General features: G+C 35.1%; 20 protein-coding genes and 4 tRNA genes. 18 read left to right on the forward strand and 6 right to left on the reverse strand.

Features of this window, described 5'->3' with window-relative positions:
• Positions 1-43: 43 nt before the first annotated feature.
• Positions 44-790: a hypothetical protein gene (locus tag K0R77_RS12155; protein ID WP_300352563.1), complete on the reverse strand. Its 747-nt coding sequence runs from the start codon at positions 788-790 to the stop codon at positions 44-46.
• Between the two features lie 54 nt (positions 791-844).
• Between K0R77_RS12155 and K0R77_RS12160 the strand changes: the two genes are divergently transcribed.
• Positions 845-1,291: an RNA-binding S4 domain-containing protein gene (locus K0R77_RS12160; RefSeq protein ID WP_300352565.1), complete on the forward strand. Its 447-nt coding sequence runs from the start codon at positions 845-847 to the stop codon at positions 1,289-1,291.
• On the opposite strand, the gene K0R77_RS12165 is transcribed toward K0R77_RS12160, so the two are convergent.
• Positions 1,286-1,801, reverse strand: coding sequence for a shikimate kinase (locus K0R77_RS12165; protein ID WP_300352567.1), 516 nt, complete (start codon positions 1,799-1,801; stop codon positions 1,286-1,288). The genes K0R77_RS12160 and K0R77_RS12165 overlap by 6 nt on opposite strands.
• Positions 1,802-1,916: 115 nt before the next feature.
• On the opposite strand from K0R77_RS12165, the gene K0R77_RS12170 reads away from it, so the two are divergent.
• From K0R77_RS12170 to K0R77_RS12180, 3 genes are all read left to right on the forward strand, one after another.
• Positions 1,917-1,989 (forward strand) — tRNA-Lys (locus K0R77_RS12170).
• Between the two features lie 34 nt (positions 1,990-2,023).
• Positions 2,024-2,106 (forward strand) — tRNA-Leu (locus K0R77_RS12175).
• 64 nt (positions 2,107-2,170) lie between these two features.
• Positions 2,171-2,243: transfer RNA gene (locus K0R77_RS12180), tRNA-Lys, on the forward strand.
• A gap of 99 nt (positions 2,244-2,342) precedes the next feature.
• Here K0R77_RS12180 and panC read toward each other — a convergent pair.
• A complete protein-coding gene (panC, locus tag K0R77_RS12185; protein WP_300352570.1) occupies positions 2,343-3,191 on the reverse strand; it encodes a pantoate--beta-alanine ligase in 849 nt (282 codons plus the stop codon).
• 168 nt (positions 3,192-3,359) lie between these two features.
• Here panC and K0R77_RS12190 point away from each other — a divergent pair, with 168 nt between their 5' ends.
• The 8 genes from K0R77_RS12190 to K0R77_RS12225 all read left to right on the forward strand — a co-directional run bounded on the left by K0R77_RS12190 (position 3,360) and on the right by K0R77_RS12225 (position 13,540).
• Complete coding sequence (locus tag K0R77_RS12190) at positions 3,360-4,130, forward strand: glycogen/starch synthase (protein ID WP_300352573.1); 771 nt, start codon at positions 3,360-3,362, stop codon at positions 4,128-4,130.
• A gap of 25 nt (positions 4,131-4,155) precedes the next feature.
• The gene (locus K0R77_RS12195; protein ID WP_300352576.1) at positions 4,156-5,703 is read left to right on the forward strand and encodes a DUF4270 family protein; all 1,548 of its coding nucleotides are present in this window, start codon (positions 4,156-4,158) and stop codon (positions 5,701-5,703) included.
• A 25-nt stretch (positions 5,704-5,728) separates the two neighbouring features.
• Positions 5,729-7,582, forward strand: a complete 1,854-nt coding sequence (glmS, locus tag K0R77_RS12200; RefSeq protein WP_300352579.1) for a glutamine--fructose-6-phosphate transaminase (isomerizing) — start codon at positions 5,729-5,731, stop codon at positions 7,580-7,582.
• A 108-nt stretch (positions 7,583-7,690) separates the two neighbouring features.
• Positions 7,691-9,103, forward strand: coding sequence for a gliding motility lipoprotein GldK (gldK, locus tag K0R77_RS12205; protein WP_300352582.1), 1,413 nt, complete (start codon positions 7,691-7,693; stop codon positions 9,101-9,103).
• Positions 9,104-9,166: 63 nt separating this feature from the next.
• The gene (gene gldL / locus K0R77_RS12210; protein ID WP_300352584.1) at positions 9,167-9,859 is read left to right on the forward strand and encodes a gliding motility protein GldL; all 693 of its coding nucleotides are present in this window, start codon (positions 9,167-9,169) and stop codon (positions 9,857-9,859) included.
• 41 nt (positions 9,860-9,900) lie between these two features.
• Positions 9,901-11,493: a gliding motility protein GldM gene (gene gldM, locus K0R77_RS12215; RefSeq protein ID WP_300352586.1), complete on the forward strand. Its 1,593-nt coding sequence runs from the start codon at positions 9,901-9,903 to the stop codon at positions 11,491-11,493.
• Between the two features lie 22 nt (positions 11,494-11,515).
• Positions 11,516-12,454, forward strand: a complete 939-nt coding sequence (gldN, locus tag K0R77_RS12220) for a gliding motility protein GldN (protein ID WP_300352589.1) — start codon at positions 11,516-11,518, stop codon at positions 12,452-12,454.
• Between the two features lie 54 nt (positions 12,455-12,508).
• Positions 12,509-13,540, forward strand: a complete 1,032-nt coding sequence (locus tag K0R77_RS12225; protein ID WP_300352591.1) for an FAD-binding oxidoreductase — start codon at positions 12,509-12,511, stop codon at positions 13,538-13,540.
• Between the two features lie 33 nt (positions 13,541-13,573).
• Here the strand turns inward: K0R77_RS12225 and K0R77_RS12230 are convergent, their stop codons facing one another.
• A complete protein-coding gene (locus K0R77_RS12230) occupies positions 13,574-13,954 on the reverse strand; it encodes a hypothetical protein (protein WP_300352593.1) in 381 nt (126 codons plus the stop codon).
• 247 nt (positions 13,955-14,201) lie between these two features.
• Between K0R77_RS12230 and K0R77_RS12235 the strand changes: the two genes are divergently transcribed.
• The 5 genes from K0R77_RS12235 to K0R77_RS12255 all read left to right on the forward strand — a co-directional run bounded on the left by K0R77_RS12235 (position 14,202) and on the right by K0R77_RS12255 (position 21,386).
• Positions 14,202-14,591, forward strand: coding sequence for a hypothetical protein (locus tag K0R77_RS12235; protein ID WP_300352596.1), 390 nt, complete (start codon positions 14,202-14,204; stop codon positions 14,589-14,591).
• A gap of 134 nt (positions 14,592-14,725) precedes the next feature.
• A complete protein-coding gene (locus K0R77_RS12240; RefSeq protein ID WP_300352599.1) occupies positions 14,726-15,811 on the forward strand; it encodes an efflux RND transporter periplasmic adaptor subunit in 1,086 nt (361 codons plus the stop codon).
• 7 nt (positions 15,812-15,818) lie between these two features.
• Positions 15,819-19,013, forward strand: a complete 3,195-nt coding sequence (locus K0R77_RS12245) for an efflux RND transporter permease subunit (RefSeq protein WP_300352602.1) — start codon at positions 15,819-15,821, stop codon at positions 19,011-19,013.
• Entirely contained in the window at positions 19,000-20,442 is a 1,443-nt protein-coding gene (locus tag K0R77_RS12250) for a TolC family protein (protein ID WP_300352604.1), read from the forward strand. The genes K0R77_RS12245 and K0R77_RS12250 overlap by 14 nt, the downstream gene beginning before the upstream one ends.
• A gap of 248 nt (positions 20,443-20,690) precedes the next feature.
• Positions 20,691-21,386 (forward strand): hypothetical protein, encoded by a 696-nt coding sequence (locus K0R77_RS12255; protein WP_300352606.1) that lies wholly within the window; start codon positions 20,691-20,693, stop codon positions 21,384-21,386.
• A 217-nt stretch (positions 21,387-21,603) separates the two neighbouring features.
• On the opposite strand, the gene K0R77_RS12260 is transcribed toward K0R77_RS12255, so the two are convergent.
• Both K0R77_RS12260 and K0R77_RS12265 read right to left on the reverse strand, forming a co-directional pair.
• Positions 21,604-21,690 (reverse strand) — tRNA-Ser (locus K0R77_RS12260).
• A gap of 55 nt (positions 21,691-21,745) precedes the next feature.
• A complete protein-coding gene (locus K0R77_RS12265; protein ID WP_300352609.1) occupies positions 21,746-22,762 on the reverse strand; it encodes an asparaginase in 1,017 nt (338 codons plus the stop codon).
• 84 nt (positions 22,763-22,846) lie between these two features.
• Between K0R77_RS12265 and K0R77_RS12270 the strand changes: the two genes are divergently transcribed.
• Positions 22,847-23,518 (forward strand): RNA methyltransferase, encoded by a 672-nt coding sequence (locus tag K0R77_RS12270; protein ID WP_300352644.1) that lies wholly within the window; start codon positions 22,847-22,849, stop codon positions 23,516-23,518.
• Positions 23,519-23,526 lie beyond the last annotated feature (8 nt).

Below are 23,526 nucleotides of genomic sequence, written 5' to 3' on the forward strand. Positions count from 1 at the left end.
TAAAAAATCCGCTTCATAAAATTTGAAGCGGATTTTTTATTTGTTATTGTTGACCTGCTGGTCTTACTTCAGTATGATAAATCTGGAAGTTGAAGATAAGTGTTGCATTTTGAAGACTATAATAATTGGCATCTCTCGCAAAAGCTGCTTTTGACGGAACAATGATTACACCTTGTAAATTAGGTAAAGTTTCATTAGGTAAATTTTCAAAACCGTTGAAATATTTTAATCCTTCCTGAAGTCCTTCGATTTCGTAATAGCTTCTTTGTTTAGCTGCATCAGTAGTTGCTGCATCTAAGACTGATTTTTTTACGTAATAGAATTTAGGATCAGTTGCAGGAGAAGCTTCCAGATCAATGGTGTTTAAAAGATTTCCGCCAGAGGTAAGATTTACATTTCCATCTGTATCTGTAGCACGATAGTAAGTAGCTCTCATCATGGTTTTGATAAGGCTTGCTGTGCTTGATGTTGAGTTGGTGTCTATAGTTTTTCCAGGAGTTGGTTGAGCTCCATCTCTTTTAATATAAATAACTCCGGAAGGAAGTTTTACAGGATTTAGTTCAGATAACTTCTTATAGCTATCATCGGTAGTATCTGTACTGCTAAACGCCTTGATGTTTCCCTGTGTGTCTAAGTAGTTGTTATCCATAAATTTTTGGATAGCCTGTTCATCAAGAGTGTTTCTCACTTCAATGTTATCCGGTTCAATAAATGTTTCCACTTCATCATCTTTCTTACAAGCTGAAAAACACAAAGATCCAGCAAGGATATACAAAAATATTTTTTTCATTTCAAAAACTTTAATTACTTTACAAATAATATAACGGCAAAAGTATAAAAAATTATGAGAATAGATAAATTTTTATGGAGTATTCGTTTTTACAAGACAAGAAGTATTGCTACCGACGAGATCAAAAAGAACAGAGTATCAATAGGAGAGTCGGTTGTAAAGTCGTCTAAAGAGGTAAAAGAAGGAGATGTAATCAAGATCCGTAAAAATCAGATTGACTATAAAATTAAAGTCATACAAATCCCTAAAAGCAGAATTGGAGCAAAATTGGTTTCGCTACACATTAAAGATGTTACAGACAAAGAACAATATGAATTATTAAAACTCCGCAAAATGTCTCAGAGCTATTACCGAGACAGAGGCGAGGGAAGACCCACCAAAAAAGACAGAAGAGAGATCGACGGTTATGTAGGAAACGATGTAGATGCTGACTTTACAGATTGGGATGATTTTTTTGGAGAGAATGATTCATCGGAGAAGGAAGAAGAAAAGGAGTTATAAATATAGCTTTTCAATAATTTCATTCATGATCTCTTCAGGTTCTTTAGAATCTGTACTGATCTGAAATTGTGCTTTGCTGTAAAATTCATTTCTTTCAAATAAATGTTTGGCGATAAACTCGGGGAGGTTTTCATCTGAAATGTTAGCAATCAAAGGTCTTTTTTCTTTTTGTTTTGAAATTCTTTCTATTAAAGTATTGATAGACGTTCTGAGAAATACACTTTTTGAGTTATGGTTGATGATTTCCATATTATTATAATATACAGGGGTACCTCCACCCAAACTGAAAACAATGTTTTCTTCTGTGGCTAAAATTTCTTCCAAAGTTTCTCTTTCCAGCTTGCGAAAGTAGATTTCACCCTTTTTATCGAAGATTTCCGGGATCGTCAGTTTGTTTCGCCTGGAAATTTCTTTATCAAGGTCAATTAATTTAAAATTAATTTTTTCGCTTAAAATTTTGGAAATGTGAGATTTGCCACTTCCCATGTATCCAACCAGTGAAATTATCATGAATTTATTTTGAACAAATTTGCGAAAAAGTTTTGAGATAATGAAAAAAGTCCTATCTTTGCACCACTAAAAACAAGGGACATTACTTACGATGAAAACTTGATAATAAGTGACCGACTCGGTAGCTCAGCTGGTAGAGCAATACACTTTTAATGTATGGGTCCTGGGTTCGAATCCCAGCCGGGTCACTAGCAAAAATATTATATATTTTTATAATTTTTTGCCTGCGTGGTGAAATTGGTAGACACGCCATCTTGAGGGGGTGGTTTCCTAAGGATGTGCTGGTTCGAGTCCAGTCGCAGGCACTGCAAAAAAAATATTTGTTAAGTCTGAAATTTATTTTATATTTATCAAATTAAAATCAAGACCGACTCGGTAGCTCAGCTGGTAGAGCAATACACTTTTAATGTATGGGTCCTGGGTTCGAATCCCAGCCGGGTCACAAGTTTACTGAAAAGTAAATTTTTTTCATATTAATATTTTGTGATTTGGTGTTCAAAGGCTTCCTTCAGGAAGCCTTTGATTTTTGTTGTTGATTTGATTAATCTAAATGCATATTGTCGATTAATCTTACTCCGTCTACCATCACTACAATAAATGCTCTGTAGGTTTTGTCTGTATAAAAGAAATCGGTTTCTTTCAAAGTATTTTCATCAGCGATCAAAAAATATTCAAGCTGCATACCTTTTTGGTCGTCAAAAATATCTTTCACTCTGTCTTTTATTTCAGATACAGAAACGGTTCTGAACCAATCATTCACTTTTACCAATGTTTCATAAATGATTTTTGAATCTTTTCTTCGGTCTTCGGTCAGTCTTTGGTTTCTTGAGCTTAGAGCCAGACCGTTTTCTGCTCTGTAGATATCAACTCCTTTTATTTTAATAGGAAGATGTTTTTTATCAACCATTTTTTTTATGATTGCTAATTGTTGGAAATCTTTCTCACCAAAATAGGCATTGTCGGGCTTTACCTGAGTGAAAAGTTCTTCAACCACAGTTCCTACACCATCAAAATGTCCGGGTCGTGATTTTCCTTCCATTTCATTTTCCAGGCCATCAAAATCGTAATGCTGACTTTCTGCTTTTTCGGGATAAATATCCTGAACTTCCGGAATATAAACAGCATCTACCAAACCTGATTTTTCCAGAATCTTGATGTCTCTGTTGGTGTCTCTAGGGTATTTTTTTAAATCTTCAGCATTGTTAAACTGAGTCGGATTTACAAATATTGAAGAAATGACCAGATCATTTTCTGCACGTGCAGCTTCATAAAGGGAGAGATGACCATCATGTAATGCACCCATAGTTGGGGCAAAGCCAATCTTTTTACCCATTTCTCTCTGTCTTTCAATAAAATCCTGAAGTGTTTTTTTATTTTTTAGAACTTCCATAATTTATTTTAATAGCAATTCAAAAATACTAAATTATCTGGTATTAATTTTTACGATTTAGCAGTTTGATTGTTATGATTATCGTAAAAAAATGTTAATTACATTGATGTTGGATGTTTTTTTGTAATTTTGCAACTTATAGCATTATTTAAATTATACAAAAATTATATGCCCAATCAGAAAATACTGTACATTACCACAGAGATGTACCCTTATCAGGAAGATACAAACTTAGGAACAGTGGTAAACAAAATGGCACTTAAAATGCACCAAGAAGGCAATGATGTAAGAGTTTTTATGCCACGATTTGGACAGATAAGTGAGAGAAAATTCCAGCTTCATGAGGTAATCCGTCTTTCTGGGATGAATATCATCATCAACGATTTAGATCAGCCCCTTATTATTAAAGTAGCTTCTCTTCCGGGAGAAAGACTTCAGGTTTATTTTATCGATAACGAAGAATATTTCAAAAGAAAACAATATTATTTTGATGATGAAGGTGTTGGTTTTTCGGATAATGACGAGCGTGCAATTTTCTTTGCGAGAGGAGTTATAGAAACCATTAAGAAATTAAATTGGGTTCCGGATGTTATTCACCTTAACGGTTGGATGGCTTCTTTTATTCCTGTTTATTTAAAAACGTTCTACCAATCAGATTCATATTTCAAAGATGCTAAAATCGTCCTTTCATTATATAATGAGAAAGATGCTCCTTTGGATAAAAGTATTGCAGAAAAACTACAGTTTGATAATATTTCAGGATTAGATGCGTTAAATAATCCAAGCTTTCAAAGTTTTGTTATCGAAAGCATGAAGTATGTGGATGAAGTGGTAAAAGGTGACGAGTTTTTAGAAGGAGATTTAGATAAAGCTTTTAACGAAACTTCAACTTCGAAATCAGAATATTTAGACATAGATTCTATCAATAAACTATATTAAAAAGAACATTTTGATGATTTATAATATGAAAAGAGCCTTCACTATACTTTCTATGGTGATTTTTGGCGGAATGTTGGTGTACAATTGCGAACCGGATCCTGATTCTTTGGGTGAGCAATTATTTTTAGATGGCGCTGCAGAGGGTAATGAAGTTCCTTATGATGTTATTGCTTATAACATTGATAATAATGACAGTATAAGAAGTGACGCTTCAAAATTAGGTTTAGCTACTTTAGGTGCTTTTTCTGAAAGCCAGTTTGGAATGCAGAAAGCTGCTTACTATACACAGGTAAGACTTCCAGCTTATGATCCTGATTTTGGTGCAAGTGCAGAAGTTGATTCTGTAGTATTGGTGATTAAACCGACATATGCTTCAGATTCTTTGACAACAACTACCGATGAAAATTATGTTTATCCGGATGGGGCAGTACCTGCTAAAAAAGTATTTAACAGATATCCTGCAACCAAATATGGAAGAACGAAAGCAAATGGAGGGAACCTGACTGTTAAAGTACAGGAAGTTACCGAATTTTTAAATGGATACAGTGATATTGCCTATTCAAATAAAAGTTATGCTGCAAATGAGGAATTAGGTTCTAAAGTATTCAATGGGTATGTAAGTTCTGTTGCCATTACAAAGGATTCAGATAATACTTCATTGTTTTCTTCTGAAGTTGGTTTTAGAATACCATTATCTGCAAGTTTCTTTAAAACGAAGATTATTGATAAAAAAGGACAGCCAGAATTAAAGGATGTCTCAAGTTTCATCAGATATTTTAGAGGTTTAAAAATTTCTGTAACCGATACCGATGGATATTTGGTTCAGTTTTCACCTTCAGCAGTTGAGTTGATTATGTACTATAAATCCCTTGATACTGGTGCAACGGTAAAGACTCAAAAGAAATACGCTTTCTCAATAGGTAACGGAAACGCTCATATTGGAAATTATACTTATAACCGAGATAACTCTGTGGTAAAGAGTGCGAATTCAGCTATTAATACTGTCACAGGAGATGCTAAGCTTTTTGCTCAAGGAATGGGAGGAAATTCTATCGGCATCAGATTTCCTAAAGCAACAATTGATCAGTTGAAAGCATTATATCAAACTAATAAAGCAGCGATTATCAGTGCAAAAATCAGAATGTATACATCGGTAGATTCGAAAAATCTTCGAAAACCTACGATATTAACTATCCTTCAAAAAGACATAGATCGTACTAAAAATCCTGCACAGATTACAACAAACTTTACAGAAGATTTATTGAAATTAAGTTCAACGCCTAATTTTGCATATATTAAAGCATACAATTTAGATAAAGATCAGGCTTATTACGACTTTACAGTAACTCAGTCTGTTAAGAATATTGTTGAATCTAGTGGTAACTATGTAGAAGATAATGACAAATATTTCAGAGTAGATTTAGGGAATTTCCTATCTTCTTCTACAGGAAGCACTTTGGCAGGATATCAATATACTTCTAGACCTTTCGCTTTGGATAGAGCTGTTTTTGTAGGATCAGATCCGGCAAATGCGAATAAAATTCAGTTAAGAGTTACCTACGGTACAAAATAAAAATAAAAAAACACTAGATTAAGTTATGTGCGGAATAGTTGGTTATACAGGCTTTCAAGATGCCTACGATATAGTTATCAACGGGCTCAGAAGGCTGGAATACAGAGGTTATGACAGCGCGGGTATTGTTTTGGAAGGCAAAAATAATGCATTTGACGTTGAAAAAACAAAAGGTAAAGTTGATGATCTTGTTAATATTTCAAGCAAGTTGAAGGGATTTGCAAAAGTAGGAATGGGCCATACACGTTGGGCAACACATGGTGTTCCAAGTGATAGAAATTCTCACCCTCATTTATCAAACAACGGTAAAATTGCGATCGTTCATAATGGGATTATCGAGAATTATGATACGATCAAAATTATGCTTACAGATAAAGGTTTCACTTTCAAATCAGAAACTGATACTGAAGTTTTGGTAAATCTTGTCCAGTATTTTATGGATCTGAATGTTGAAACAGATTTTCCTACAGCAGTAAGATATGCACTAAATGAAGTGTATGGTGCCTATGCTATTACGGTTATGCACGAAGATTACCCCGGAGTTTTGGTTGTGGGAAGATTAGGTTCTCCTTTGGCGATCGGAATTGGTGATAAAGAATATTTCATTGCTTCAGATGCATCACCGTTTGTAGAATTTACAAAAGAGGCTATTTATTTAGAAGAAGGTCATATGGCAATTCTTTCTTTAGAGAATGGCGTAGATATCAGAACAATCAAAGATAATTCTAAAATTATTCCTGAAATTCAGGAACTTAAATTAAATTTAGAGCAGATAGAAAAAGGTGGATATGAGCATTTTATGCTTAAAGAAATCTTTGAACAACCAAAATCAATTCATGATACGATGAGAGGAAGACTTCTCGTTGAAGAAGGAATTATTAAAATGGCCGGAATATGGGATCATCTTGAAAAATTCAAAAATGCAAACCGAATCATCATTATCGCTTGTGGTACTTCTTGGCATGCAGGTCTTATTGGTGAGTATTTGATTGAAGAATTTGCCAGAGTTCCTGTAGAAGTTGAATATGCTTCAGAATTCAGATACAGAAACCCGATTATTACAGACAAAGATGTAGTGATTGCCATTTCCCAGTCAGGAGAAACTGCTGATACCATGGCAGCATTAAAGCTTGCAAAAGAAAAAGGAGCATTTATTTACGGTATTTGTAACGTAGTTGATTCTTCAATTGCAAGAATTACAGATGCGGGTTCTTACACACATGCAGGTCCGGAAATTGGGGTTGCTTCTACAAAAGCATTTACTGCACAACTTACTATTCTTTCACTCATAGCATTGAAATTAGGAAAGCACAATGGGAATTTAGGAAACGCAGAATTTATGAGTTTAATCGCAGAATTAAATGCTATTCCTAAAAAAATTGAAGAAGTTTTAGAAGCTACTCATGAGCTGACTCAAAGTATTGCAAAGGATTTTATTAATGTGACCAATTTCCTTTATTTAGGAAGAGGTTACAACTATCCTGCAGCCTTGGAAGGAGCTTTAAAGTTGAAAGAAATTTCTTACATTCACGCAGAAGGATATCCTGCAGCAGAAATGAAGCATGGTCCGATTGCATTGATTGATGAAAATATGCCAATTGTTATCATTGCACCTAAAAAGGGACATTATGACAAGATTGTAAGTAATGTACAGGAAATTAAAGCAAGAAAAGGAAAAGTGATTGCTGTTGTAAATAAAGGAGACACGCAGGTAAGTGCAATGGCAGATTACGTGATCGAGATTCCTGAAACTTCAGAATGCTTCTCACCCATTGTAGCATCTGTTCCTTTGCAGTTATTAGCATATTACATCGCAGTATACAGAGGCGCAAATGTTGACCAGCCGAGAAACCTTGCAAAATCTGTGACTGTAGAGTAAAAAATACTTGCAAATAAAATAAATTTAGATTTTTTTCGTTATTCTAAAAAAAATCTTAAAAGTTTCTTAAAAAAATTATATATTTACGGCTTAATTATAAAAATTAACATGAAAAGGATATTTCTTTTATTATTGTCTGCGTCGGTAGCATCGGTATCTTGTTCAGGTGGTGGATCTTCTTCTGTTGGGAAGCCAGGAACAAAAGGGGAATTGATACCTAGAGAAAAAACAAAATCATTTGTTGCAGAAAGACCATATGGTATGGTTGCCATTCCTGGTGGATCTTTCGTTGCAGGTTTAGCTGATGTGGATTTCACAGACAGTCCTGAAAAAGCAGCATTGAAAACTGTAACTGTATCATCTTTCTTTATGGATGAGGCAGAAACTACAAATGCAGAATACAGGGTGTTCATTAATTATGTAAGAGACTCTATTGCAAGAACTATGCTAGCTGAAGCTGCCGGAGAAGGTGGAGAAGGAGGCGGTAAAGGTACGGGAATCGGAGATTACGCATACCTTGCAAAAAAAGAAGAAAATCTTACTGCTTATCAGGAATATCTTGAAGGTGCAGGAGGAAGAGACGGTTTTGATGATACAAAAAGATTAGACTGGAAAATTCCTTTACATTGGAATACTTCAAAATATCCTGATGTAGAATATGCTGAAGTTTTAGAATCTATGTACTTACCGGCTTCTTCAAGAGTAGGTAGTGAAAGACTTCTTGATGTTAGTAAATTAAAATACAACTATAAGTGGGGAGATATGGATGTTGCCCTTGCTGAAAATGAAAGAGGTATCAATTACCTTAGAAGTGAAAGCATCGCAATCTATCCGGATACTACCGTTTGGGTAAAAGATTTCCACTTTACATATAATGAGCCATTGTTTGAGCAGTATTTCTGGCACAAAGCTTACAAAGATTATCCTGTTGTTGGGGTAACTTGGGATCAGGCAAGAGCTTACTGTAATTTCAGATCTAAATTGAAATCTGATTACAACGAAAGCTTAAAAAGAAGAAAACAAAGACCTTTAGAATTCCGTCTTCCAACTGAATTAGAATGGGAATACGCTGCAAGAGGAGGAAAGCAAAATGCTACTTATCCTTGGGGAGGTCCTTATTTAATGGATGACAGAGGTTGTTACCTTGCAAACTTCAAACCGAAGAGAGGTAACTATATGGAAGATGAGAAAAAAGGAACATATACCTATACTGCTCCTGTGAAAAAATTCAAAAAAAATAGTTTCGGATTATTTGATATGGCAGGAAACGTTTCTGAATGGACGGTATCTGCATACAACAACTCATCATACGGTTTCTCTTCTACTTTGAATCCTTCTACTAAAGATAAAGTAGACACTAAGAGATCTGTAAGAGGTGGTTCTTGGAAAGATGTTGGATATATGTTGATGACTGGAGCTAGAGATTTCGAAATGAAAGACTCTGCAAGAAGCTACATCGGATTCAGAACAGTACAGGATATCCCTGAAGCTGCTGTTAAACTTAAGAGAGTTAACAGATAGGATTCTTTCAATTAAATTATTTGCTGAAACAATATTATTTAACATTAAAAAAAACTAACTTATATGTTTAAGACTAAAGATGCTTGGATGAATTTCTTCTATTCATTCGGTGCTGCAATTGTAATTCTTGGAGCTTGGCTTAAAATTACTCACATTTCTTTTGGCCCAATTAACGGTAACATCGCACTTACAGTAGGGCTTGTTACTGAGGCAATTATCTTTATTATTTTCGCTTTTGACCCTCCAGCAGCTGAAGAGTCTTACCACTGGGAAAATGTTTATCCTGAATTATTAGATAAGCATGCAAACCCAAACCCTTTACACTCAAATATTTCTGCTAAAAATGCAAATGCTCAATTTGCAGAATTAGAAAATTCTTTATCGACTAAATTGGATAAAATGCTTCAGGATGCAAAACTTGATGTACAATTATTCGACAGATTGAGAACAGGAATTGATAAGTTTTCAAACTCGGTAGATCAGATCAACCAGACTGTTGACGTTTCTGCTTCTACTCATAAGTATAACGATCAGTTAAACAAAGCTGCTCAACACATGGAAAGCATGAATGCTTTATATGCAATGCAGTTAGAAAACGGTCAGAGACAATCTGATTTTGCTAAAAAATATGTAGAAGATATGCAAAAATCTGCTGAGCATTCTGAAAAATTTAACCAAGAATTACAAGGTTTAACAACAAACTTAAACAGCTTAAACAGAGTTTATGGTGGTATGTTAACTGCAATGAAGTCGTAATCCTTAACCCATTAATTTAATAAAAAACTAAAGAAAAGAGAATGGCAAAAGGAAAACAGACTCCACGTCAGAAGATGATCAACCTAATGTATTTGGTGTTCATCGCAATGATGGCCCTAAACATTGATGTTGAAATCATCAGATCATATTACGATTCTACAAGAGCATTAAATGAAACAAGACATTTAACTGAAGATAAAAATCAGGATATCTTTGAAGTTACTTTAGAAGCAAAGGCACAACAAGTACCAGATACTTATGCTCAGCCTTGGGAACAATACAAAGTTTTAAAAAGTAAAATCGACGGTTTAGTTAGTTCTGCAGAAGATGTTAAGGTGATTTTGAAGAAAAATTCAGAATTTTTTGACAAAGATCCAAAAACTGGAAAGGATATGGATGTTAGTGAGAATTTTTCTGCACTAAATAATAACGAGGCAACTACAGAATATTTTTTCAGAGATGGTGACGAGAACAGTCCTTCTCCAAAAGCTTTAGAGCTTAAGAAGAAAATGGATGAAGTAAGGTCATATATTGTATCTACTTTTGGAAATAACCCACAGTTATTGAAATTGGTTGATAGAGCAAATAGATCTATTGTTGCTGAGTATCCTCAAGGAAAATCTCCAAACGGAAAAACTTGGTTTCAGAATAAATTCTATCATCAGCCGCTTATCGCTGCGATCTCAAACTTAGAAATTATTCAGAATGATGCAAGAAACGTACAGTCTGATGCATTGGCATTAATGCTTCAGGAAAAAGTTGATGCAAGCATTAAGTTTAATCAGTATGAAGCAATTGTTTCTGCTCCTTCAGACATTCAGTCTGGTAAAAAAGCTGAAGCAGTTATTATGTTAGGAACTTATTCTAACAGTAATAAAATCAGCATCAGCGGTGTAAGCAGACAAGAAAATGGTAAAGGATATCTTCCTTTAAATACCGGAGGTCTTGGAGAGAGAAAGATTGGAGGTGTAATTACTTTAACAGATGCAACAGGAAAAGCTCAGCAATTCCCATTCACACATACCTATAATGTAATTGCAGGTCCTCAACAAGTAAAACTTGAGCAAGGTCTATTGCTTTCTGCCGATAAGATGAATGTAATGTACAGAGGATTAGAAAACCCAGTAACTGGATCTATTCTTGGTGCAGACAATGCTAAATTATCACTTTCTGCTCCGGGTGCAGTTGTTAAGAGTACAGGAAAAGGTAAATGGAATGTTACTCCTTCTACTGGTAATACTGTCAAATTAACATTGTCAGGTACAGACCCAACAGGTAAAACTGTCTCTCAGGTATTTGAATACAGAATTAAAGGTATTCCTAGACCTCAAGGTCAGATTAGATCAAAATCTGTTAATAATATGCCTGCTGAATCAATTAAGAATCAAATTGTTACTGCAGCATTACCAGACTTCGACTTCCCAGTTTCATTTACTGTCAATAGCTTTATTTTGAAACTTCCGGGTAGAGCAGGTACAATGATACAAGGTAGTTCGTTATCTGCTGCTGAAGGATTAACAAGAAATTTAAGACCAGGAGACGTTGTTTATATTTATGATATTCAGGCAACTGCTACAGGTCTAGGAAACCAGAGGTTGAAAGAAATTTCACCTGTTGTAATCAATGTTCAATAAGATTAATTTGAAAAATCATATTATGAAAAAATATATTAGCAGTCTTTTAGTTTTAGCTTCTGGGTTTGCATTTTCCCAAACTATACTAAATGCTTCTTCTCCAGAAGAATTCAGACAAATGAGAGCTGAAAACATGAGAAAAGTGGGAGATACTGTTATTAGCAATAAGGTAAAACCACTTGAGTACGGATTTGTGGATGATAAAGACATCCTTAAAAGCATGATGGTTTGGGAGATTATTGATATGAATGATAAAATAAATCAACCATTCTATTATGATAATCCAAACGGATTACTTTCTAAAAATACTAGATCATTATATCAAATTCTGCTTGATGCAGCACTTAATCAACAGATTGATGAAGTGTATGATGATGAAAACTTTACTACTAAACTAAGTCCTGAAGGAATTCAGAAAAAATTAGAAAGTGTAAGATTAGATGATGAAGCAATCGAAATTATTAACTCCGGTAGACCATTAACAGAAGCTGAAAAACAACAATATACTGATTATATAAAAACTACAACTGAAAAAGTTAAGGTTCTTAAAATAATGGGAATGTGGTTTATTGACAAGAGAGATGGCCAAATGAAATACAGACCTCTTGGCATTGCAGCAATGGGCCCAGATCCAACTTCGATTGGAAGAGTAGGTCCTGATGGTCAACCATTGATTGGAGCTGATGAATTAGTAGATTTATTCTGGGTTTACTATCCAAAAGCTAGAGAGATTTTAGCAAACAATTATGTTTTCAACAGAAAGAACTCATCTGCAGACTTATCTTTTGACGATATAATCAATGCAAGAAGATTTTCTTCTGTTATCTACAAATCTTCAAACGGTTTAGGTGATGGGGTTATCAAAGACTACATTCCTAGAAATGCTGAAGAGCAGTTGGAAGAAAGCGACAAAATCAAAGAACAAATTCTTCAAATGGAGAATGATATGTGGAATTACTAAATTTCACTTGATATTTATAAAAAACCTGAGTACTTTTACTCAGGTTTTTTTATTATGAAAAATGTAGATTATATCATTGTAGGAGACGGATATGCAGCTTTGTTTTTCGCTCATCAACTTACCAAAAATAAGAAGTCATTTATTATTTTTTCTGAAGGCAAAAAAAGCGCTTCGCAAATATCGGCAGGAATTATAAATCCTGTTGTTTTAAAAAAGTTTACTACTTTTTGGCTGGCTCAGGAACAATTAGATTTTCTTAAAACTTCTCTTACTGAAATTGAAAAGTATACAGATAAAAATTATTTAATTAATGCCTCTATTCACAGAATTTTCCATGATGAAAATGAGCAGAAATTATGGTTGAAAAAATCACAAACCTTAGAGCTTTCAAATTTTTTAAATGACAATTTTGAGCACTTAAAGGTTGTTAAAAATAACTTCAATGCTGGAATCGTTAAACAGTCAGCCAGATTAGATGTTAATGGATTTTTTAGCGACCTATTGAAGTTTCACGAAAATAATTCTCAATTAGTTAATGAGAGATTTAATTATAATCAATTAAGTGTTGCGGAATCTACTTATCAGAATTTCAAATTTAAAAACATTATCTTTTGTGAAGGAATGGGAGTTAAAAACAATCCGTATTTTTCAGACATTAAGGTGATTCCGAATAAGGGACATCACATCAGAGTTAAACTTTCTGAGCTAATGCCTCAAAATATAACCATAAAGAAGAAACATTTTTTGTTTCCTTTAAATAACGATTTATATTTCTATGGTGGAACGTATGACAGAGAGCAAATGCATGAAAATATTGACGATTCTGCAGTTGAGCAGTTGAAAAATGGCTTATGTGAATTTTATCCAAATGATTTTGACATAGAAGAAGTTCATTTTGGCTTCAGACCAACCGTAAAAGATCGAAGACCAATTTTGGGAAGACATTCTAAGCATCAAAATCTTTACGTTTTTAATGGTCTTGGAGCAAGGGGAATTCTTAATGGATGTTATTTCTCAAGAAGTTTGTATGAATTCATAGAAAATAATGTCGATCTACCGCAGGAAATTTCTTTAAACAGATTTTAAAACAAAAGACGCTCTTCATAGCGTCTTTTTGTTTTATTGTGAGGCCATTTTAGTTTCAGCCTGATTTTTTTTACCATGAAATAAAACCATATCTACATCTTTTTGCAGAAAAGTTACTTCACTTTTAGTGTTCGTAAAAAGATATTTATTGTCTTCCGTAGAAAATCCGGGTGATTCGTGATTTTTTTTAAGCTCGTATGTTTTTCCGTTCAGATGTACAGTAATGATTTCTTTGGTATTATTAATGATAATTTCCATTTCATCGCCATGACGGTCAGAAATAGTTTGCTTTGTGATGTCATCTGTAGAAATAGCAGTTTCTGTGTTTGTAACTGCAAGATCGGGATCTTTTGCAGAGTGTTTACACGCTGCTAATGTGAGGATTACGAATAATCCGAAAGCTGATTTTTTCATTTGTAGTTGTGGTTTTTTAAGGGTTTCATATAATATTGGTGTGGTGTGACAAAATTACAACTATTTTTCTTTAAAATATGTTAATTTCTAATAATTTAAAAGTTTTTACTATAAGTTTTGTGTTTAAATTTTATGGTAAACGCAAATTCTGTTTCTATCATTCACTTTTTAGGTTATTTAAAGAAGCGTTAAACTTTGTTAACAATGAATTAAGTGTTAAAATCTCAGCTTACATTTGCAACTTGTAATGAGAAACTATATCGTATACTTTTTGACAACGCTTTTTCTGCTATTCGTAGTGGAAAGTAAGCTTAATGTCAAAACTTTATACAATGACTTTTCTGGTCATATTTCTCATAATTATCCTGAAAAAACAAACCAGTCAACTCATTCGGCACAGAAATTTTCTGTTCAGCAATCTGCTGATAGTGCAGATAATTTTTCGTACGATGTTACAGAAGATGATTTTCAGTTTGCAGACAGTTTGCAGACGGTAATTACTTTTGCATGTGTTTTTGGGCTGATTTATTCTTTCGGACTTCTATTCAAAAAAAGATTCAAACCTTTAATTTCCAATTTTTTACAGCACGTTAATTCTGTAAAAACATTCATTCTGATTCGTTCTATCAGAATTTAAAATTTCATTTTTCGATTATTTTTTTGCTCCAAATCGGGCAAGAAGTTTTACGTTGTTACAATTTTGATATTGCAATGTAATTCCCGGAATTATTTCAAATTAAACATTTAACGATTTTAATAATACTCTAGATTATGATGAAAAGAGTTGTCTCAGGCGTTGTACTTAGCGCAGTTCTGTTGTTTTTTAGCTGCAACGGAAAAAAGGAAGAAAAACAGGAAGATTCTGTGTATCCGGTAACATCACCCGTAAAGATGGATACGATTATTAACAAAGATTTCGTCGCTCAGATTCAGTCGGTGAAGAATATCGAAGTACGTGCTCAGGAAAAAGGTTTCCTTGAGAAGATTTATGTCGATGAAGGTCAATATGTAAGAGCCGGACAGACCTTGTTCAGAATTATGCCACAGATTTATCAGGCTGAATTACTCAAAGCAAGAGCGGAAGTTGAGCAAGCTTCTATTGAGCTTAAAAATGCAAGCACACTTGCCAGTAATAACATTGTTTCTAAAAACGAAAGATCAATGGCAAAAGCTAAACTGGATGCTGCGAATGCCGAAATGAAATTAGCACAAATTCATCTTTCATTTACAGATATCAAAGCTCCGTTTTCTGGAGTTATCGACAGAATTCCTCTGAAATTGGGAAGTCTGGTTGATGAAGGTGATCTATTGACGACGCTTTCAGATAATACCAATATTTACAGTTATTTTAATGTTTCTGAACCCGAATATCTTAATTATCAAACTCATGTTGCAGACCGCGGAAGCCAGAATGTAAGCCTGATGATGGCAAATGGTGAAATGTTTAATCAGCAGGGAGAAATTCAGACGATTGAAGGGCAGTTTGATAACGAAACAGGAAATATTGCTTTCAGAGCCAAATTTCCAAACCCTGAAAAGCTCTTAAGAAATGGCGAAACAGGAAAAGTTCGTATGACTTTACCGCTTAAAAATGCTTTAATCATTCCTCAGAAAGCGACGTACGAAATTCAAGATCAGAAATATGTTTTCGTGATTGATAAGAACGGTGTTGCAAAATCTAAAAATATTAAAGTGTCTTATGAACTTCCAGACATCTATGTTATTTCTTCAGGAATTTCTCCGGACGAAAAAATCTTGCTGGAAGGTGTTCAGAAAGTGAAAGACGATCAGAGGGTAAAAGTGAAATTCCAGGATCCGAAGAAAGTTCTTCAGAATTTAAAATTAAAAGCAGAATAGAAGAATTATGTTTAAAAAATTCATTCGCAGACCTGTTCTGTCAATCGTAATCTCACTGATTATTGTATTTATGGGAGTTTTATCCTTAATGAAACTTCCTATTACTCAGTTTCCTGCGATTTCTCCGCCAAAAGTAAATATTACCGCAGAATATCCTGGGGCCAACAACGAATTGTTGATCAAATCCGTAGTTATTCCATTAGAAAGAGGCTTGAATGGCGTTCCGGGAATGAAATACATGACTTCCGATGCCGGAAATGACGGTGAAGCTTCAATTCAGGTGGTTTTCGACTTGGGAACTGACCCGAACGTAGCAGCAGTAAACGTTCAGAACCGTGTATCTTCGGTGGTTAACAAACTTCCGCCTTTGGTAGTGCGCGAAGGGGTAAAGATCACCCGTGAAGAACCCAATATGCTGATGTATATTAACTTGTACAGTGATGATCCCAAAGCTGATCAGAAATTCCTTTTCAACTATGCAGATATTAATGTGATGTCTGAATTGAGAAGGGTAAGTGGAGTTGGTTTTGCCGATATTTTAGGAACAAGAGAATATGCAATGCGTATTTGGCTGAAACCGGATCGTTTGACAGCCTACAATATTTCAGCTGATGAAGTAATGGAAGCTTTGAACGAGCAAAGTCTAGAAGCTTCACCGGGAAAAACAGGTGAAAGCTCGGGAAAACGTTCTCAGTCATTTGAGTATATTCTAAAATATCCCGGACGTTTTAATAATGAAAAAGACTACGGAAATATCATTCTTAAAGCTAAATCTGCAGGAGAATTTGTAAGATTAAAAGATGTTGCCGACATAGAATTTGGTTCTTCAATGTATGATATTTATTCTACATTAAACGGAAAACCGTCTGCCGCAATCACGGTAAAACAATCGTACGGGTCAAATGCAAGTGACGTTATCAAAAACGTAAAAACGTTGATGGCTGATCTTGAGAAAACCAATTTTCCGAAAGGAATGCATTACGATATCAGTTATGACGTTTCAAGATTTTTGGATGCCTCGATTGAAAAGGTAGTTCATACTTTGTTTGAAGCTTTTATTTTAGTGGCGATTGTGGTGTTTTTATTCCTTGGAGATTGGCGTTCTACATTGATTCCGGCGATTGCAGTTCCGGTTTCATTGGTGGGAACATTTGCCGTGATGTCCGCATTTGGAATTACTTTAAATATGATTTCGCTCTTTGCATTGGTTATGGCAATCGGTGTTGTCGTCGATGATGCTATTGTCGTGATTGAAGCCGTTCATGCCAAAATGGAAGAAAAAGGTCTTTCCGCATTAAAAGCAACTGAGGAAGCGATGCATGAAATCAGCGGAGCAATTATCGCAATTACTTTGGTAATGGCAGCTGTATTTATTCCGGTGGCATTTATGTCGGGTCCGGTTGGGGTTTTCTACCGTCAGTTTTCCATTACAATGGCGTCGTCAATCATTCTTTCGGGAGTTGTGGCGTTGACGTTGACCCCGGCTTTATGTGCTTTAATTTTAAAAAATAACCACGGAAAAGCAAAAAAGAAAAGCCCCATTACCATTCTTTTGGATAAATTCAACAATGTATTTACAAAAGGGGCAGGAAAATATGAAAAATTACTGAGTAAAACGGTGACTAAAAAATTCATTACGCTTCCTCTGTTATTGATTTTCTGTGCTTGTACTTACTTTTTAAGCAACTCATTGCCTTCAGGATTTATTCCGGGAGAAGATCAGGGAATGATATATGCGATTATTCAGACTCCTCCAGGTTCTACATTAGAAAGAACCAATCAGATTGCTAAAGAACTCTTAAGAGAATCTGAAGATATTGACGGAGTACAATCGGTTTCATCTTTAGCTGGTTACGAAATTCTGACGGAAGGAACGGGTTCAAACTCTGGAACATGTTTAATTAACCTTAAAAGTTGGGAAGAACGTTCAGAATCTGCCGCCGAAATCATTGAAAAGCTTGAAGAGAAAGCTAAAAATATTCCGGGAGCCAATATTGAATTTTTCCAGCCGCCTTCTATTCCTGGTTATGGAGCCGCAGGTGGATTTGAATTAAGACTTTTGGATAAGGCAGGAAGTGGTGATTACCAAAAAATGGAACAGGTAAGCACCGATTTCGTAAAAGAATTGAAAAAACGTCCGGAATTAGGTTCTGCCTTCACTTTTTATTCTGCGAGTTTCCCTCAATATATGCTTAAAATTGATAATGATTTAGCCGAGCAAAAAGGCGTAAGTATCGAGAAAGCAATGGATAATTTGTCAACATTAATCGGTTCAAACTACGAAACCAGTTTCATCCGTTTCGATAGGCCTTATAAAGTAATTGTTCAGGCTGGTCCTCAGTATCGTGCTTTACCGAGTGATTTGTTGAAATTATATGTGAAAAACGACAAAGATCAGATGGTCCCGTATTCAGATTTTATGCATTTGGAAAAAGTGTATGGTCTTTCTGAAATCACGAGACATAATATGTATAATTCTTCTGAGGTGAGCGGAACTCCAGCACCGGGTTATAGTTCTGGGCAGGCAATTAAAGCCATTCAGGAAGTTGCCGATAAAACTTTACCAAGAGGTTTTGGAATCGACTGGGCAGGAATTTCAAAAGATGAAGTAGGCCGTGGAAACGAAGCTGTTTACATCTTCCTGATCTGTTTAGGATTTGTTTATTTAATTCTTTCTGCGCAGTATGAAAGCTTTATTCTTCCTCTACCGGTTATCCTTTCATTACCAACAGGTATTTTCGGAGCATTTTTATGCCTGAAATTATTAGGATTAGAAAATAACATCTACGCACAAGTTGCGATGGTGATGCTCATTGGACTTTTAGGTAAAAATGCCGTATTGATCATTGAATTTGCCGTTCAGAAAAAAGCAGAAGAAGGAATTCCTGTGGCGCAGGCAGCTATTGAAGGTGCAGCCATACGTTTCAGACCGATTCTGATGACTTCATTTGCATTTATTGCCGGATTGATTCCATTAGTAATGGCAACGGGACCTGGAGCTGTAGGAAACAGAACGATTGGTACTGCAGCAGCAGGGGGGATGCTCATCGGAACCGTTTTCGGACTGCTGATTATTCCGGGATTATACTACATTTTCGGAACCATTGCCGATAAATCCCGATTGGCAAAATATGAAGAAGAAAATCCTTTAACCGAACAAACAGAACCTTACCAACACGATGATAAACATGAAGATTTATAATAAATATATAGCAACCATCGCCTTATCGCTTGCTTTAGCAAGTTGTAAGGCGCCAATGGCGACTGTCATCAACGATGAAGTAAAAAATAATATTCCTGAAAATTTTAATCAAAACGAACAGCAGGACACAAATAACAACAGCGGAACTACACCGTGGAGACAGTTTTTCACAGATCCGAATTTGGTAAGTTTAATTGAAACTTCCTTAAAGAATAATCAGGAGTTAATGATTACGCTTCAGGAAATAGAGATTGCAAAAAGCGGAATTGTTGCCAAAAAAGGCAGACTAAGTCCGACTGTAAGGGCAGGATTAGGTGTCGGAGTTGAAAAAGTAGGTCGCTACACAAGTACAGGAGCCGGAGATGCGAGTACAGAAATAGAACCAGGAAAAGAAATGCCAGATCCACTTGGGAATTTTGAAGGAGGTTTGATGGCCAATTGGGAAATTGACATCTGGAAAAAAATAAGAACCGAGAAGGATGCTGCGGTTGCACATTATCTTTCGACTGTTGAAGGGAAAAATTTTGTTCTTTCTAATCTTATTGAAGAAGTGGCTGATAATTATTACGAATTGTTGGCTCTGGATAATCAGCTGGATATCATTCAGCAATATATCAAATTGCAGACGAGAGCTTTAGAAATTGCTAAAATTCAGAAGCAGGCAGCAGCTGCAACAGAGTTGGCAGTGAAAAAGTTTGAAGCTGAACTGGCAAAATCAAAAGCGACAGAATATACGATTCGTCAGGAGATTACTGAAAAAGAAAATCAGATCAATGCGCTTTGTGGCCGTTATCCGCAACCGATCGTGAGAACGAAAGAAAGTTTTATGTCGATCATTCCGCAAACGGTTTATACTGGGATTCCGTCTCAGTTATTGGCAAATCGTCCTGACATTAAGCAGGCAGAATTAGAATTAAAAGCAGCGAAATTAGATGTTGAAGCAGCAAGAAAAGAGTTCTATCCTTCACTGGAAATTTCAGCAACTTTAGGTTTGGAAGCTTTTAAGCCTTCTTATCTGGTTAAATTGCCCGAGTCAATCGTTACAAGTTTAGTTGGCGAATTGGCAGGACCGCTGATCAACAAAAGTGCGATCAAAGCCAACTTTCAGACAGCAGATGCAAAACAGATTCAGGCTTTGTACGAATACGACAAAACTATTCTGAATGCATATCTGGATATTTCAAACCTGATGTCTAAAGTGAAAAATATTGATCAGTATTATCAGTTAAAGTCTCAGGAAACTCAGGCTTTAGACCAATCTATCAATATTGCCAATCAGCTTTTTATGAACTCAAGAGCAGATTATCTTGAAGTTTTATTAAACCAGAGAGATGCTTTAGACGCGAAAATGGAGTTAATTGAAGCCAAAGAGAAACAATTAAGTACCGTTGTCGATATTTACAAAAGCTTAGGCGGCGGCTGGAAGTAAGTTAGTTTTTTATTCATATATCATTATTTCAATCGTGGAGTCCGGTTCTGTTTTCAGAGCCGGACTTTTATTAAAAATGATTTCAAAAGAAAATTATGAAATTCAAAAAAAGGGTTGTTTGTAATAAGCTGGCTTTCAGGTTTTAAAATAATAAAAACAAATTGTTTTTAAAAATATTTATATCAAAATAAAACACGTCAAGTTTTGTCGCATTACACCAATAGCTTTGCATTATAAATATTAGAGCTATGAAAATTCCATTCTATTTAAGTTTCAGAGAATTTGAAAATGAATATTATAACAATCTTGAAAAGTGGTTTGAGAACTATCAAAATACCAACGAAACAGATTTTCTTCTCGCCACAAAAGAACTTTATAAACCTTATCTGTGTTACAATTTTTCGGAAGATAAATTACAGACAGAAGCTGTTATTAGAGTAAAAAACTGTTTTTTTCCATACAACGAAAATTTCGGAATTTCATTTAACAATCACGAAAAAGCTAAAAACTTTAAAACTAAGATCAACCATGTTTCAGAGTGGAAAACCATCAGCATGATGGAATATGCCCAACATATTTTAGACAGAATTCATCATTACTTTCAGAAAAATAAAATTTCAATGAAAGAAAATGAGACAATTTTAAACTATATCAATCATTACGAAATCATCACGGCAAAAGAAAAGACAGGCTTCTGCCCGGATTACAATTTGCACCAAAAGAAACTTCCGTTTTTAAATGCTTTTCTGCCTCATTTTGGAAGTACAGTCGATATGGCTTTGTACAGAAATTTCTATTTTTCGGTCGTAAGAATTGCAGATTTCATCGATTACAAACTGAAAGCCGTTGAAGCTTTCGAAAAAAGTACGTATAGCGAGTTGAGATCTGAAGCGATGATCAAAATTCACATGAGAAACCAGACTTTCCTTACGGTTTGTAATTGATTTTTTCAGGAGCTTAATCCGGCTTTCACTACTCGCTTTTTTATATTGCTTTGCATATAAAAAGAGCTCAAACAGACCGTTCAATCCGGGCTAGGAAAGAAGTCCGTAATTCAGTCAAGCAAACACCAACATTCATACTTCATTATATTGTCGAAGTGCATTTTTGAAACTGCATTTCAAGCAAAAAACCAGATCGATTGATCTGGTTTTTGTTTTGTAGAGAAGATGGGATTCGAACCCACGATACAGTTACCCGTATACTACCTTTCCAGGGTAGCTCCTTCAACCACTCGGACACCTCTCTGTTTTGAAGACTGCAAAAATAGGTTATTTTATCGAATTAACAAATTCTTATCTCCTTATTCGCTGATTTCTCCACAAATATTTCTTGAGAAATTATCCGCAAAACTTCCTTTGTAATTCGGGTTATCAATCAAATGCATTGATTTTGTGATCGCAGATTCAGCGGTCATATCTTTTCCGCTGATTGCTCCGATCTTTGCAAAAATATTACTGTTTTCATATTTTCCAAATGATATACCTCCTGAAATACACTGACTTACCACCACGATTTCAGTTCCGTTATTTCTAATTTCCTGAAGCGTTTGCAAAGTTTTTTCACTGCTGAAAATTGTTCCCGAACCGAAAACCTGCAAAATCAGAACTTTCATTTTCGGGATTTCTTTAAAATGATTCAGTTTCATTCCGGGAAAAATTCTCCAGAACAAAACATCTTCAGAAATATGTCCGTCCACATGAAATTCAATTCGTCCGTCACAACGGAGCAAATTGTCTTTGTCAATTTTAAGGTGAACTCCGGATTGTCCTAGAATAGGGTAGTTCGGACTCGAATATGCATCAAAGTATTCCGCGGAATATTTCAAAGTACGGTTTCCTCTTAACAATTTATATTCAAAATAAATCGCCACTTCCTGAATCACTGCTTCGTTTTGCTCATACAAACTTGCGTAATACAAACTTGTCAGAAGATTTTCCTTCGCATCCGTTCTTAAATCTCCGATCGGAAGTTGTGAACCTGTAAGAATAACAGGTTTTGTCAAACCTTTTAGCATAAAACTTAATGCTGAAGCAGTATAAGACATCGTGTCTGTCCCGTGAAGAATTAAAAATCCGTCATATTTTTTATAATTATCAAAGATATAATTGGCGATAATTCTCCATTCTTCTGGTCCCATATCGGAAGAGTCGAGCGGTTTTGCAAAGGGATGTACAAAAACTTCGCATTCCATCAGTTTCATTTCGGGCATCTTTTCAAAAATATTTCCGAAATCAAAGGCACGGAGACTTCCGGTTTCGTAATCTTTTTCCATACCGATCGTTCCACCGGTATAAATAAGAAGGACTTTTCGCTTCATTTTTTACTTTAAATTAAAGATTTTGAGTTTCTTTTCAGGTTCAGAATTTCAAAATTACGTTAATTTGCAAAGATTTGAAAATAGATGGAAGATTTAGCTAAAACCTACGAGTATTTAAAACAGTTTTTAACGGAAGAAAGATTGAGAAAAATCGAACATTTTGCTCCGGAAAGTTCAGATTTTGTGCTGCCCGTTTTGGAAGATGTTTATCAGTTTAGGAATGCGGCGGCAATTGTACGTTCTGTTGAAGCTTGTGGTTTTCATAAAGTGGTTGCTTTGCAGGAAGAAAATAATTTCGAACCGAACCTCAAAGTAACAAAAGGAGCCGACACTTGGGTTGAAGTAGAAAAGCTTCCCCGAAATATGGAATCATTCCAAAAAATTAAAGATAAAGGTTACAAAATCGTTGTCGTTTCTTTAGAAAATAATGCAAAAATGCTTCCCGAATATGAAATTACAGAACCGATTGCATTAGTCTTCGGAACTGAGATGGAAGGTGTTTCTCAGGAGATTTTAAATTTTGCAGATGAAACTTTAGCGATTCCGATGTATGGTTTTACGAGAAGTTTTAACGTTTCTGTTGCCGCTTCACTTTGTATGTATGAATTGAAGCAAAAACTGATGAAATCTGGTATTGATTATAAACTTAACGAAGAGAAATTATTGAGAATGAAAATCCGTTGGACTGTAAATTCGATCAGAAGCGGTGAGCAGATTTTTGAAAAGTATCTGAGGGATAATAATTTGACTTTTTAAAAGTTATT

This window comes from Chryseobacterium sp., from assembly GCF_029240215.1.
Classification (GTDB): Bacteria; Bacteroidota; Bacteroidia; order Flavobacteriales; family Weeksellaceae; genus Chryseobacterium.